Source organism: Nocardia heshunensis, assembly GCF_054782115.1.
In genome coordinates, this window is sequence record NZ_BAAGTC010000005.1 from 343,313 (window position 1) to 356,172 (window position 12,860).

Sequence of the window (12,860 nt, forward strand, 5' to 3'; positions counted from 1 at the left end):
GATCTTGATCAGGCGAAAGCCCAAGCGAAGTTGCGAAGTATTTCGGACAATCCCGGCCCGTCGGTCCCATACGCCCGATACGTCCTGGACTACCCGCCCGAAAAGTCACGTGACACCGAAATGTCCGATCCGAACCTCTCGGCTATCTCTGCGGCCGACCGGAATTCGCGCCGCGCCACCCGGTGCATCCGCTCAGCGACACCGGACGCGAGCGTGCAGATGTGCTTGCATCTGCACGATCCGTCGCCCTAAACTCGGTGCACCATTCCCCATCGGCCAGAGGCATCCCATGACGCAGATGCTCGTCCGTTCCACTCATTCCCCGGTCGCCAGTGCCGGCAATCGGGCAGGTACCGCCGGCGATCGGCCGGAGAATGCCGGCGACTGCGAGGTCGAGCCCCGCGCTCTCACCTATCGCCAGGCCCGCGCCATCCTCCGCGCCCACGATCAGCACTTCGCCTGTCGGCAGTACCTGGCGGCCGTAGCGTACCTGTCGGCCGACAACGACGTGGACTGACCGCGCCCATCGTGCGCATGATTGCGTTCGCGCCCCGCACGTAAGGCGGCTTGCGCGATACGCGGTTTCCCTTGTGCACCAAGCCCTTGCGTGCCGACGGGTGCGGCGGGTACTCCGGAAGGAGAACAGCCGACACGCGGAAGAGCGCAGAGATGCTGACAGTCACGCACGAGCTGCTGACCCAGATCCAGCACGCCCAGATCTTCAATCCGACGCCCGAGACCCCGCCGGTGGCCGACAAGCTGCTGCGGCTGGTCCGCTACTTCACCTGGTTCGTCCTGCTCTCCGGGGTATTGGCGATCACCTACGCGGGCGGCCGGTTCGCCTGGGAGAAGTGGAGCGGCAGCGGGGTGCAGGCACCCAAGCAGGTGGCCGGCGCGCTCATCGGAGGGATCCTCGCGACGAGCGCGGGCACCATCATGAATGCCGTGATCGGACAGTAGATTCCGTCAAGTGGGGTTGTCTGAGACGAAACCGAATAGTCGGATTTGAAACAGACGTGAACGCCCCACCGCGGTCGCTAGGCCGTCGCGGCATGCCCCGTGATCTCGGCCGCGGACTCCGCCGGAGCCGCTCCGACCAGTTCCTCGAAGCGCGCCACCACCTTCTGGTGGTACATGCCGAACAGATCCTCGAACAACGCCAGCTGCGCCTGACTCGGCCCGCCGTCGGACTCCCACACCGCCACCAACGCCCGCCACACCAGCACGTGCAGGTCCGGTGAGACCGCGAAGTACGCCTCGACCGCCTCCGGCACCTCCAGCACCATCTCGCCGATGGAGTTGAGCACCGCCCGCTGCACCGTGTGCCCGAGCGCGGTCAGCAGCCGCCGCAGCAGCCCCAGTTCCAGGCTCAGCATCCGGTGCGGATCCGGATCCGCACCGCGCGCAAGGGTTTCCAAGGCGTCGATATCGTCCTTGAGGACGGCCGGATCCAGGCCGCGCTCACTGCCGGTGTACTCGAGCAGCGCCTCGAGCGCGATGCCGCGCTCCTCGTCCACGATGTGGCCGAACATGTCCGCGGCAAGCTCCGGATCCGGCATGGACAGCCGGAACAGCCGCCGGTACACGTCCACACCACCCTCCGCGCGCACATCGCGGATGACGAATCCCTTGCCCCGGTAGGCGTCCACGAAGCCGTAGGACTCCAGCCGGCCCAGAATCAATTGCGCCGTGGCGCGATTGAGGTCGAATTCGTCGGCGACCTGGCGGACGGACGGCATCAGACCACCGGGCTCGTACTCCCCGGATGCCACGCGGCGTGCCAATTCATCGGCAACGTCGGCGACGACCGTCCGGTCTCCCATCGTGTCACCTCTCCTCAAATTTCATGGTCTACGTCCCAGACAGTCTAGGTGGTTGTTGGATCAACTGCACAAGTCTCGAGAGCTGCAATGAGAAGCACCGAACTCTTAGGTATCTTTACGAAATCCATACGGCATGTGGTCCGGATTCATACGGTTTTCGCCCATAGGCTCCCGAACGTGGTTTCACCGATCGACGTCGCCAAACGACTGGTACTCGGGCGTCCGTTTCGCAGCGATCGGCTCGGCGAGACGCTGCTGCCCAAACGACTCGCGCTGCCCATCTTCGCCAGTGACCCATTGTCGTCGGTCGCCTATGCCACGCAAGAGATTCTGCTCATTCTCACCCTCGGCGGGCTGACCTACCTGCACTTCACGCCCGTGGTGGCGGGCGGTGTGGTGGTGCTGCTGGCGGTGGTGGCGCTGTCGTATCGGCAGGTGGTGCAGGCCTATCCGTCCGGCGGCGGGTCGTATGAGGTGGTCGCGGAGAATCTCGGGGCGCTGCCCGGGCTGGTGGTGGCCGCGGCGCTGCTGGTCGACTACGTCATGACCGTCGCGGTGTCGGTGGCCGCGGGCGTGGACAACATCATCTCCGCGATTCCGGAACTGAATCCGTATCGGGTGGCGGTCAATCTCGTCTTCATCGTCTTCCTGACGGCCATGAATCTGCGCGGGGTGCGGGAATCGGGGCGGGCGTTCGCGATTCCGACCTACGGCTTCATTCTCGGGGTCTTCGCGTTGATCGCGGTCGGGCTGGGCCAGACACTGCTCGGGCACACGCCGGTGGCCGAGAGCGCGCATTACGAGATCCACGCCGAACAGGTCGGGCTGTCCACCGCCGGCGTGGCGTTCCTGCTGCTGCGGGCCTTCTCCTCCGGCTGTACGGCACTGACCGGCGCGGAGGCGATTTCCAACGGCGTGCCCGCCTTCCGCAAACCCAAGGCGCTCAATGCCGCCCGCACCATGACCGCGATGGGCGTCATCGCCATCGTCATGTTCTCCGGGGTCACCGCACTGGCCATGATCACCAAGACGCGGGTGGTCGAGAACGCCTGCGATTTGATCGGATTCCAGGGCGACTGCCACAACGACGCGCAGAAGACGGTCATCGCGCAGATCTCTGCGGCGGTGTTCGGCGGGCACAGCCCGGCCTTCTACTACTTGATGGTGACCACGGCGCTGATCCTCATCCTGGCCGCCAATACCGCCTACAACGGCTTCCCGCTGCTGAATTCGATTCTCGCGCAACGCCGCTACATGCCGCGGCAGCTGCACACCCGCGGTGACCGGCTGGCCTTCTCCAACGGCATCATCCTGCTGGCGGTGGTCGCGGGCGTGCTGATCTACGCCTTCCACGGGTCCACCACGCGGCTCATCCAGCTCTACATCCTGGGTGTGTTCACCTCGTTCACGTTGTGCCAGATCGGCATGGTGCGGCATTGGAATCGCGAATTGCGCACCGCCGACAACACTTCGGATCGGCTGCGCATCCATCGGGCGCGGCTGATCAATGCCTTCGGCGCCTGCTTCACCGGGGTGGTGCTGGTGGTCGTCATGATCACCAAGTTCACCCACGGCGCGTACCTGGTGGTGATCGCGATCCCGGTGCTGGTGGCGCTGATGTGGCTGATCCACCGCCACTATTCGTCGGTGCGGGCGGAGCTGACCATCGATCCCGACGATGTCGAGACGCTGCCGGGGCGGGTGCACGCGCTGGTGCTGGTGTCGGGGTGGCACAAGGCGACTCAGCAGGCCGTCCAGTTCGCGCGCGCCACCCGACCGGACACGCTGACCGCGGTGACAGTGAACGTGGATGACGACGACACCCGACAGCTCGCGCGCGACTGGGACAAATTCCACGTCGGCATTCCGCTGAAGGTGATCGAATCGCCCTACCGCGAAATCACCCGGCCGGTCCTGGAAGAGATCAAACGCCAACGCAAATCGCGCCCCCGCGACGTGGTGAGCGTCTTCATCCCCGAATACGTCGTCGGCCGCTGGTGGGAAAACCTCCTGCACAACCAGAGCTCCCTACGCCTGAAAGCCCGTCTCCTGTTCGAGCCGAGCGTCATGGTCACCAGCGTCCCCTGGCAACTCCGCTCCTCCCACTCCCGCAACCCCCTCCGCATCGAACACTCCCCCGGCGAAGTCCGCCGCGGCATCACCGGCTCCGGCGACGCCGCCTGACCTTTTCCAGCAAGTCCTACGAGTCGTCCGATTCCGCGGCGTGCTCGAGGTTGCCCGCCCAGCGTTCGGACCATTGCCATACCGGTTCCAAAACGTGGCCCAATTCGATTCCGGCAGTGGTCAATTCGTAGGACTTGTCCGGCTTCTTGTCCACCACGCCGGCTTCCGCGAGGCGTTGCAGGCGGACCGAGAGCATGCTCGAGGAGCAGTTGCCCATGCGGCGGCGCAGTTCCAGGAAGCCGAGGGGGCCGGGTTCGAGTTCCCAGATCACGCGCAGCATCCAACGCTGACCGAGTAGGTCCATGGCGGCCAGTAGCGGGGTCGCCGAGGCGTCGGCGCGGCTGTTGGCGGGCGGGGGCTGGCTTGCGCTTCTCATTTCGAACCACCATATTGGTTCTAAATCAGAAGCACTCGATCGGGCCGGAGGAACGGGTATGACAGCAACGACGGACAGCGGCGCACCGGGCGGGCAGCGGCGAATCGTGCTCATCACCGGGGCGTCCCGCGGCATCGGCGCGGAGACCGCGCGGGTGCTGGCGGCCCGCGGCGACCACGTGGTCATCAACTATCGCGAGAAACGCACCCGCGCACAGACCCTCGCCGCCGAGATCGTGGCCGCGGGCGGCAGCGCGTCGATCGCGGGCGCGGACATCTCCGACCCCGACAGCGCGCGTGCGCTCATCGACACCGTCATCGCCGAGCAGGGCCGCCTCGACGTGCTGATCCTCAACGCCTCCGGCGGCCTGGAACGCGACGCCGCCCCCGACTACGCCATGCTCCTCAACCGCGACGCCCAAACCCGCCTCACGCGACTAGCGCTGCCCCACCTCCCGGTCGGTGGCCGCCTCGTCTTCGTCACCAGCCACCAGGCCCACTTCTCCCCCACCCGTGAGGTCCCGCCCGGCTACGAACCCATCGCCGCCAGCAAGCGTGCCGGTGAGGACGCGTTGCGCGCGATGACCGACGAATTCGCCACCCGCGGAATCGGTTTCACCATCGTCTCCGGCGACATGATCGACGGCACCATCATCGTCCGCCTCCTGGAACGCCGCGACCCCGACGCCGTCACCGCCCGCCGCGACCACGGCGACCTCCCCACCGTCGAAGACTTCGCCACCGCCGTCGCCGACGCCACCACGGTCGACGCCCCGCTCGGCCACACCATTTACGTTGGCGGACAGGACTATTTGGCCGACACCGCAACGGCTTCGGGGTCACGAGACCGCTGAACCGAAACACCCGGGCCGAATCCGCGGCCCGGCCCGGATACCGGACCGGCAACGGAGGCCTGTCTGCTCGCCGAGAGCCCCGGCACGCAATTCGCTGTGCCGCCGCGACATTCGTCGACACATCGGATTCTGGGCGGGTATTCGGTTCCTTGGAGCGTCGCCGAACTCGATGTGCCACCGCGCGGGCCGCGTGTTTCTTCTGAACACGCCGGGAGGGGTGCGAAGTCGCGGCGACTAGGGAATTCCGCTGGCCGGGTGTGGTGAGCGCGTGTCAGCATCGGGGGATGCCGCATTGGATTCAGGTTCTGCCCGCATTCACCCTCGCGTGCCTGATCTTGGCCGCGATTCCGGGTCCGGCTACGGCGCTGTTTCTGCAGCGGTCGGTGCGGGATGGGCGCGCGGCGGGGCTGGCGGCGGTGGCGGGGAATGAGATCGGGGTGTTCGGGTGGACGCTGGCGGGTGGGGCGGGGTTGTCGGCGCTGCTGGTGGCCAACCGCGCTCTGAACCTCGGGATTCATCTGCTCGGTGCGGTTGTGCTGGTGTGGCTGGGAATTCAAGCGTGGCGGGGCGCGCGGGGCGACGATGCGTTCGGGTCGGCCCTCACTGCTGCGCTGCCGGGCGGCCGCACCCCGGCCGCAGCGTTCCGCGCATCCCTGATCTCGATCGCCGCCAACCCGAAGGCGGCCGTCTTCGGCCTGACCATCCTGCCGCAATTCCTGCCCACCAGCGGCCCGGTCCTACCGACATTTCTGATTCTGGCCCCGATCCAGCTCGTCATCGACACCGCCTGGTGCGTGGGCGTGGTGCTGGCCGCCGACCGGGCCGGAACCTGGCTGCGCCGCACCGGCATTCGGCGCCGTATCGAGCGCACCCTCGCCGCGATCCTGGTCGCCCTGGGCCTCGGCCTAGCCGCCGACGCGCGCTGACCCGGTCGGCGCCGATATCGCGGTACGGGGCTGCGGCGTGGCGGTGGGCCGGATACGCGACGACCATGGTGGTATCGGTTCGAGCCGGACGGCAGCGATGAGGTGTGCGCATGGTGAACGACGTGGAGAAGCGGTGGAACGATCCGTCGATGCTGCGCCACGCCACCCAGTACGTGCTGGCGGTGTTGGGTGTGACCGCCGTCGGTGCCGTTATCTCCGTGGTGTGGGCTTCGGCGCGGCCTCGGTGCTTGAACGCCGATTCGATGCTGTGTGATGCCACCTCCCGGGTGGTGGTCGGACTGGTTCCGGGCGGATTGCTGCTGCTCGGCGGGATCGGCGCGTTGGTACTGGCTTTCCGCGCGTGGCGGGATGAGCGAGCCTGGCCGATCTGGCAGGGCGTGGGCTGGTTCCTGTTCACGCTCATGGTCGTGTACTTGAGCATTGTCGGAACCCAGGGCTGACCGGTCAGATCGGGCAGCGTGGGGTGTCGGCGGGTGCGGTGGCAGAGGTGTCGTGGTGGTCGAACGGGGTGCCGCGGATACCGACTTTCGCCGCGAGGTAGCGCGCGATGCGGGTGTTGCGGTCCCACATGGGGTCGATGTGGCGGGCGCGGCGGATCATGCGGGTGCGGGCGCCGGGGAGGCGATCGTCGAGGGCGCGGACTCGGACCTCCGTGGTGGCGGCCAAGCCGACGAGGCGGGAGTACGGGCGTAGGGGAACCGATTTCAGCGGGGTGTCGGCCAGGAGGGTGCGGACGAGTGGCTCGCTGCTGTAGTAGGCGAGGGCGCCGAAGAGGGGTGCGGTGGCGGCGATGCGGAGGCGACCGGTCGGTGTGGCGTCGTTGAAAGAGCGGGTGGCGGCACCGGCCATGGTCGCCGTCCACTGCGGGGCCACACCGGCGGTGGCCACCATATAGTCGGCCTGTTCCATTCCTTCGGCGGCCGAGCGCGGGATCAGTTCCTCGGCTACGCCGAAGACATATGCGATGTAGGCCCAGTAGTGCATGACCGCGTCGAGTTGCGCGGTGGTACAGCGGCGTCCGTGGACGTGGTCGAAGCACATGGGCGAGAGACCGAAGGTGACGGCCGCGCCCATGGTGGTCGCGTTGGAAATGGGATTGCCGTGCAGAGCGAAATGTTCGTCACCCCAGGTGCGGCGCAGCATCGCCCGCACCTGGGCGTGCATGAGTCTGACCCGGATGGTGTCGTGGAAGATCGGGTTGGTGCGTTCCAACGCCCGCGGCGCGGTGACGCTGCGGAACCAGACCGACGATTCCAGGTTGCGGCGGTAGGGATCTCGCACGAATCGCCCGGTCTGCCCGACGGCGGAGGCGACCTCCGCGCCGACGAAGGTGCCCATGAAATCCTGCACGCCCATCGCCATCTTCCCGGCGAGCGAGACGTTGATCCAGAGCCGCCGCCCGTTTTCCCACAGGTCGGGGTCGTACCACTCCGGTGGATTGTCCAGCCGCGCGAACAGATTCACCATCTCCGGCAGCGGATCGTCGAGGCTGTCGATGCCATGCGCCAGTGCCTGGTTCAGCATGCGCCGCCCGCTCGGGGAGCCGAGTCGCCGGAATGCCGCGACCAGTTCGTCCATGGGTTCGTCACCCTGCCACAAATGGTCGGCCATGAGCCGGGTGCGTGGTGTGTCGATGGGCTCGCGGCGCACGTCGATCCACGGTCCCAGCATGGCTTTTCGCGGTTCGAACCACAGGTCCGAGGCCACGGCGCGCGGAGGTGGCGGGCGCAGCGGCAGGCCGGGGCGGTAGTAGTAGTCGTAGGGGTGCGGCCGGGTGGCTTCGAGTTCCTGCGTCATGGCGTCAAAACCCTGTCAGCTGGCGGAATCTGGTGATCGAGTCGGTGCCGCGGTCGGCGTGGACCGGGCAGTAGTGCTTGTTCTCGGCGCGGTGTTCGCCTACCGGCCACAGCATTTCGGGCGCTTCCGGCGGGGCCAGCCGGGCGGGCCGCCGACCGGTGACGCGGCGGCGGGCGGCGTGGATGCGCGGGAAGAAGTATTTGATCCCGTCGGGTGTCACCCGATTCATCGCCGACAGCGTCCGGCACAGGCGGTCGAAGCGACGCTGATCGCGGGCGGTCCAGGTGAAGCCCATGGTGCGGCGGATCTCCGGGTCGCACATCCCGATGGTGACGAACTGGTAGAACTGGCCTCCGGCGGGCCGGATCAGGTTCTCCCACAGGGGTTTCGGCAGCTGCCGTACCAGCGGGAACGGCGGCACCGGCACGGTGTCGACGAGGTGGAAGACGTCGCGGGCCGCCCGGGTCGCCTCCAGGGTGTCACGGCACATGACCTGCCAATAGCGTTGGAAGGCCGCCCAACTCGGCGGCACGACCCGCATGCTCATGCCGTACATCTCGTACCACTGGTAGTGCTCGCGCCAAAGTTGTTCGCGCTCGGCCTCGTCGAGCCCGCCCATGAACAGGTCCGCAGCCCGCAGGTTCTGCATGAAGAACACCGCGTGCGCCCAGTAGAAGGTGCCGGGATCGAGGGCGTGATAGCGGCGGCCCTGCGCGTCGACGCCCTTGATGTCGCGGTGGTATCCGACGATGTCGCGGGCCGTCTGCTGCGCCCGGTCGCCGTCGAACACAACGCCGTAGATCGGGTACAGCGAGCGCAGAATCCGTGGATAGAACTCGTCCTGCAGCTCGGAGTGGAATTCCACCCCCGCCCCGAGTCCCGGGTGCATGTTCTGCACCATGCCGACGAACAGGGCGCTGGGCAGAAAGTAGAGGGATCCGAAGGTTTTCCAGGTCAGCGACTCCGGTCCCAGTGGCACCGGATCGTGGTGGAGGTCGCGCGCCGTTGCGCTGTGTGTCACCATGAATCCCACGCTGACACGAATATTTGCTCGCATTCAATTCGCATCCCGAATCTGGTCCGAATCGCCATGACATCGAAACGCCGCACCCCGAAACCCGCTGCCGCGCCGCCCCGCCGGACCCCGCAGCAGGATCGTTCGCGGGCCATGGTGGTCCGCATTCTCGACGCCGGGCAGCGGGTGCTCATCGCCCACGGCTACGACGGGGCGTCGACCAATCGCATTGCCGCGGCGGCGGATATCAGTCCGGGATCGCTGTATCAGTACTTCCCGAACAAGGACGCGATCGTGGCCGCGGTGATCGAGCGCTACACCCGCGAGGTGACCGAGCGGGTGCGCGCTCGGGTGTTGACGTATGTCGGCACGCCGCCCGAAATCGCCGTGCGGGAATCGATTTCGTATCTCATGGATGCGCTGGGCAACGATCGCGAGCTCCTCCGCGCGGTGGTCGAGCAGACCCCGCGGCTGGCCGCCGACGGTCCGGCGGCCGCCTTCGAGCAGCAGATCGGCGAGCTGGCGAGGGTCGCACTGTCCATGCGCAAGTATCCGACTCCCGCCGATATGGACGCCGATGCCGCGGCCTGGATGCTGGTGCGCACGGTCGAGCACCTGACCATCCGCTACCTGCTCGACGGCCCACCCATCCCGCGGGAACGCTTCCTGACCGACATCACGCGGCTCATCCTCAACTTCTTCCGCGAGCCTGCCGCGCGAGCAGAACGCGAATAGTTCGACCGGTCGGTCAAACTGACGACGCAGCCCGGTCTGTCAGTGGCTCACAGTCGAGTGATTGGCGCTCGGCTGTACTGCGGGCAGGGCCAGTAGGAGGTCGACGGCGCGCGCCGCGCTCTGGGTCGCGCTCTCCATCGTGGCCGACCAGTCGGTGCGGGTCCAGTCGCCGGCCAGTACCAGGGTGGGCACGGATGTCCGTTGTGGAGGTCGCAGGCTGTCGGTGCCGACGACCTGGGAGAAGGTCGCGCGGGGCATCGGAACCACCTGCGCGTGCAGGACTTTCGCATCTTGGGCCGCCGGGTAGTATTCGCGCAGCAGGGCCATCTGCTCGTCGACCACCGCGTGGTGCGGCTTGTGGATCTGCTCGTACGCGCCACTGGTGGTCAGGCAGTAGAGCCAGCCGTTGAGGGTGCCGCGGCCGTGCATGCGCTGGCGGTCGAAGACCTCGTCGATGACGCCCGCGCCGCCGATGAGGGCCTCCATCGCGGCCTGCGTGCCGAGGGGGCGATCGAGGTAGAGGTTGGTGCTGACGATCGGGGTGTAGCCGAGTTTGTCGGCGGCGGAATAGATCTCGTCGTGCTCGGGTAGCTCGTCGAGGAGTCCGCCGATGTAGGAGTTCGGGACTGCGCACACCACCGCGTCGGCGGGCTCGACCACGCCGTCGGCGAGTTCGACACCGGTGACGGCACCGTCCGCGACGCGGATGCGCCGGGCCACCGCGCGGTGTTTGACCGTCACCCCGTGCCGCTCGAATACCCGCTGCGCGCCCGAGACCAACAACGTGTCCAGGTCGGTGGTCGGGTAGCCGATGGTGACCGGGCGCAATCGCTTGACGCCCAACCGGATTCCGGTGGCCATCACGTCGGCGAAGACTTTGGCCGATTCCTGCCGCACCGGTTCGGCGGCAATGCCCAGGGCCAGCCAATCCCACAGTGCTTCGCGGGCCAGATCGGGCATGCCCACGCGGCGCAGCCATTGATCGGTGGTGAGGTCGGCGAGGTCGCCGGGCTGGCGCAGGCACTGCCAGCCCAGGCGCAGGGTGGCCGTCGCGGCCCGCATGCGGTCGGCGGCGGTGGCGTCCGGATGGGCCCCGAACAGTGCGCGCACCGCGGGAAATCCCTTGGTGCCCATGGTGACCGTGCGCCCGCCCGGCCAGCGCAGCACGCCACGCTGCGGGAAACTCACGTACTGGCGGGTGCCGACGCTGGTCAAATACCGGAACAGATGCTCATATCCGCTGGCGATCACATGCTGCCCGTTGTCGGGCACGTCCCGCAGCGGCGCGACTTCCAAAGCGTGGGTGCGACCGCCCAACCGGCCGCGCCGTTCCAGCAGTATCACCTGTTTGCCCGCCTCGGCCAGCCAGACCGCGGACGCCAGTCCGGCCAGTCCGCCGCCGATCACCACATACCGTCGCGGATCGTTCATGTGCGCCCCTCGAACCAGTGCCTGCATCAAGCAAGCTACGCTCGCCGCGCCCGTCACAGGCGCGAATGCGGTTACCGCACACAGGGAATGCCGCCGGTGTCCATTTGAGACAGGTCGGTGGCGGCGGGCGCGTTCGCGCCGGGGGCGGTGGCCGAGACCGGCGCGGGCGGGGTGGTCGAGCTGGTCGGGGCGGTGGTCTTGGCGGCCGAGGTGCTCGGATCGGATTGGTCGGCCACCAGATTCGCGATGGGGCCGGTGCGTGCGTCGGCGCCGAGGGTCAGCTGCACGGTCTGCTCCTCCACAGAGGTCGACTTGGTGGCGGTGAGACCGAGCTGCTCGGCCAATGCGGTGGCGGCAGCATCCGCGCCGGTGCCGTAGGTCAGGGTGGTGGTGTCGCGGGCCGCCCCGGTGCCGGTGGTGCCGCGCGTGAAACCACGGGTGGCCAGGGCGGTTTGGACCTGCGCGGCTAGGCCGTTCATGCCGGAACTGTTGACTACGTTGAGCACAATGCCCGAGGCGGCCGGGATGGCGGTGGTCGTGGTCGGCGGTGTCGTGGTCGTGGCGCCCGCATCACCCCCGAGCAGGTTCGCCACGATGCCGTGGATCTCGCCGGTGTCGACGATATTGATCGATTCCCCGGCGTCGTCGGTGCCGAAGTCCTTGACCGGCAGCGTATACAGCGAGACACCCTCGCTGAACAGCGCCGATGCCCGCTGTGCGAACGCCAGCGGATCCAGATCCTTGTCGATGGCGGTGTTCTGCTTGGTGATGTCGAGCAGGGCCCGCAGCTTGCTGGGACTGTTGAGCGTGCCGCCGTCCTGCAGCTGCCGCAGCAGCGACACGATGAACGCCTGCTGCCGACGGGTCCGATCCAGATCGGTGAACAACGGCTGATCCGGGTCCCGGCGCTGGCGCACGAACGCCATCGCCTGCGACGCGTCGATCTGCTGCTTGCCCTTCTTGAAATCGGCCCCCGAATAGCTGTCCTTCGTGTCCTCGTTGAGGCACACCGTGATCGGCTGCACCGCCTGCGCGATCTGGAAGAACGCGGCGAGGGTCACCTCGACGAAGTGATCGACCGGAACATCGCCCAGAAACTTGCCCACCGTATTGCTCTCCGCCAGCCGCCCCGCATCCCGCGACTGCTGATCCAGCGTCAGCGCGTCCTTGACCCCCGACGCGGTGAGCTTGTCCTTCTCCCGCGCATACGCAAACCCGTAGGCCTGCTTGATCTTTCCTTTGCACGGCGAGGTAGCGCACGACGCCGGATCGAGCGTGACATAGTCGTCGCGCGGAATGGATATAGCCGTAGATTTCGAGCCGTCCCCCGGAATGTGCACGAGAATCAGCACATTCGAATTGAACCCACCCTCACTGTCATCCCCCGCATGCAACGCGTCATACATCTCCTGCGGCAACGGATTCCCATGCTCATCCAGCCGACTGTCCAACCCCATGATCAGAATATTCTGCGTCTTCCCACTCGATTTCGGCCCACCCGGACTCACCCCCGAAATCGTCAACCCACTCAACTCACGCTGATACTGCCGCCACGCCGTCCCCGTAGCCACCAACACCCCAACCGCCACCAACGCCATCACCGCCCGCCCCGCCACCATCGCCCTTCCCGCCCTCGGTGGGCGCTCCCGAGGACGTCTGGCAACGGGCGGGCGGGGTCTGGACTGCCGCTGCGGCCGCT

General features: G+C 67.2%; 13 protein-coding genes. 7 read left to right on the plus strand and 6 right to left on the minus strand.

Annotated elements, in window-relative coordinates:
• The first annotated feature begins 289 nt into the window (after positions 1-289).
• Both ACYVN4_RS20280 and ACYVN4_RS20285 read left to right on the plus strand, forming a co-directional pair.
• Positions 290-517 (plus strand): hypothetical protein, encoded by a 228-nt coding sequence (locus ACYVN4_RS20280; protein ID WP_460723385.1) that lies wholly within the window; start codon positions 290-292, stop codon positions 515-517.
• A gap of 152 nt (positions 518-669) precedes the next feature.
• On the plus strand, positions 670-960 hold the full coding sequence (locus ACYVN4_RS20285; RefSeq protein WP_460723387.1) for a hypothetical protein: 291 nt from the start codon (positions 670-672) through the stop codon (positions 958-960).
• A gap of 77 nt (positions 961-1,037) precedes the next feature.
• On the opposite strand, the gene ACYVN4_RS20290 is transcribed toward ACYVN4_RS20285, so the two are convergent.
• On the minus strand, positions 1,038-1,823 hold the full coding sequence (locus tag ACYVN4_RS20290) for a GntR family transcriptional regulator (RefSeq protein ID WP_460723389.1): 786 nt from the start codon (positions 1,821-1,823) through the stop codon (positions 1,038-1,040).
• A 177-nt stretch (positions 1,824-2,000) separates the two neighbouring features.
• On the opposite strand from ACYVN4_RS20290, the gene ACYVN4_RS20295 reads away from it, so the two are divergent.
• Complete coding sequence (locus ACYVN4_RS20295; protein WP_460723391.1) at positions 2,001-4,007, plus strand: APC family permease; 2,007 nt, start codon at positions 2,001-2,003, stop codon at positions 4,005-4,007.
• A 16-nt stretch (positions 4,008-4,023) separates the two neighbouring features.
• On the opposite strand, the gene ACYVN4_RS20300 is transcribed toward ACYVN4_RS20295, so the two are convergent.
• A complete protein-coding gene (locus ACYVN4_RS20300; RefSeq protein ID WP_460723393.1) occupies positions 4,024-4,383 on the minus strand; it encodes a winged helix-turn-helix transcriptional regulator in 360 nt (119 codons plus the stop codon).
• Between the two features lie 58 nt (positions 4,384-4,441).
• On the opposite strand from ACYVN4_RS20300, the gene ACYVN4_RS20305 reads away from it, so the two are divergent.
• The 3 genes from ACYVN4_RS20305 to ACYVN4_RS20315 all read left to right on the plus strand — a co-directional run bounded on the left by ACYVN4_RS20305 (position 4,442) and on the right by ACYVN4_RS20315 (position 6,623).
• Entirely contained in the window at positions 4,442-5,236 is a 795-nt protein-coding gene (locus ACYVN4_RS20305; RefSeq protein ID WP_460723395.1) for an SDR family oxidoreductase, read from the plus strand.
• A 284-nt stretch (positions 5,237-5,520) separates the two neighbouring features.
• Positions 5,521-6,162, plus strand: a complete 642-nt coding sequence (locus ACYVN4_RS20310) for a LysE family translocator (protein ID WP_460723397.1) — start codon at positions 5,521-5,523, stop codon at positions 6,160-6,162.
• A 110-nt stretch (positions 6,163-6,272) separates the two neighbouring features.
• Complete coding sequence (locus ACYVN4_RS20315; RefSeq protein WP_460723399.1) at positions 6,273-6,623, plus strand: hypothetical protein; 351 nt, start codon at positions 6,273-6,275, stop codon at positions 6,621-6,623.
• 4 nt (positions 6,624-6,627) lie between these two features.
• Here the strand turns inward: ACYVN4_RS20315 and ACYVN4_RS20320 are convergent, their stop codons facing one another.
• Positions 6,628-7,980, minus strand: a complete 1,353-nt coding sequence (locus tag ACYVN4_RS20320) for an oxygenase MpaB family protein (protein WP_460723401.1) — start codon at positions 7,978-7,980, stop codon at positions 6,628-6,630.
• A gap of 4 nt (positions 7,981-7,984) precedes the next feature.
• Complete coding sequence (locus tag ACYVN4_RS20325) at positions 7,985-9,004, minus strand: oxygenase MpaB family protein (protein ID WP_460723403.1); 1,020 nt, start codon at positions 9,002-9,004, stop codon at positions 7,985-7,987.
• A gap of 66 nt (positions 9,005-9,070) precedes the next feature.
• On the opposite strand from ACYVN4_RS20325, the gene ACYVN4_RS20330 reads away from it, so the two are divergent.
• Positions 9,071-9,730 (plus strand): TetR family transcriptional regulator, encoded by a 660-nt coding sequence (locus tag ACYVN4_RS20330; RefSeq protein ID WP_460723405.1) that lies wholly within the window; start codon positions 9,071-9,073, stop codon positions 9,728-9,730.
• A 39-nt stretch (positions 9,731-9,769) separates the two neighbouring features.
• Here ACYVN4_RS20330 and ACYVN4_RS20335 read toward each other — a convergent pair whose 3' ends face one another.
• Together ACYVN4_RS20335 and ACYVN4_RS20340 are read right to left on the minus strand one after the other, a co-directional pair.
• The gene (locus ACYVN4_RS20335) at positions 9,770-11,161 is read right to left on the minus strand and encodes a hydroxysqualene dehydroxylase (RefSeq protein ID WP_460723407.1); all 1,392 of its coding nucleotides are present in this window, start codon (positions 11,159-11,161) and stop codon (positions 9,770-9,772) included.
• A gap of 71 nt (positions 11,162-11,232) precedes the next feature.
• On the minus strand, positions 11,233-12,618 hold the full coding sequence (locus ACYVN4_RS20340) for an LCP family protein (protein WP_460723409.1): 1,386 nt from the start codon (positions 12,616-12,618) through the stop codon (positions 11,233-11,235).
• Positions 12,619-12,860: the final 242 nt, after the last annotated feature.

Excerpts from the sequence above, each read along its gene's own strand:
- ACYVN4_RS20280 (WP_460723385.1), top strand. The coding sequence starts at position 290 with ATGACGCAGATGCTCGTCCGTTCCACTCATTCCCCGGTCGCCAGTGCC.
- ACYVN4_RS20285 (WP_460723387.1), top strand. The coding sequence starts at position 670 with ATGCTGACAGTCACGCACGAGCTGCTGACCCAGATCCAGCACGCCCAG.
- ACYVN4_RS20290 (WP_460723389.1), bottom strand. The coding sequence starts at position 1,823 with ATGGGAGACCGGACGGTCGTCGCCGACGTTGCCGATGAATTGGCACGC.
- ACYVN4_RS20300 (WP_460723393.1), bottom strand. The coding sequence starts at position 4,383 with ATGAGAAGCGCAAGCCAGCCCCCGCCCGCCAACAGCCGCGCCGACGCC.
- ACYVN4_RS20305 (WP_460723395.1), top strand. The coding sequence starts at position 4,442 with ATGACAGCAACGACGGACAGCGGCGCACCGGGCGGGCAGCGGCGAATC.
- ACYVN4_RS20310 (WP_460723397.1), top strand. The coding sequence starts at position 5,521 with ATGCCGCATTGGATTCAGGTTCTGCCCGCATTCACCCTCGCGTGCCTG.
- ACYVN4_RS20315 (WP_460723399.1), top strand. The coding sequence starts at position 6,273 with ATGGTGAACGACGTGGAGAAGCGGTGGAACGATCCGTCGATGCTGCGC.
- ACYVN4_RS20320 (WP_460723401.1), bottom strand. The coding sequence starts at position 7,980 with ATGACGCAGGAACTCGAAGCCACCCGGCCGCACCCCTACGACTACTAC.
- ACYVN4_RS20325 (WP_460723403.1), bottom strand. The coding sequence starts at position 9,004 with ATGGTGACACACAGCGCAACGGCGCGCGACCTCCACCACGATCCGGTG.
- ACYVN4_RS20330 (WP_460723405.1), top strand. The coding sequence starts at position 9,071 with ATGACATCGAAACGCCGCACCCCGAAACCCGCTGCCGCGCCGCCCCGC.
- ACYVN4_RS20335 (WP_460723407.1), bottom strand. The coding sequence starts at position 11,161 with ATGAACGATCCGCGACGGTATGTGGTGATCGGCGGCGGACTGGCCGGA.
- ACYVN4_RS20340 (WP_460723409.1), bottom strand. The coding sequence starts at position 12,618 with ATGGGGTTGGACAGTCGGCTGGATGAGCATGGGAATCCGTTGCCGCAG.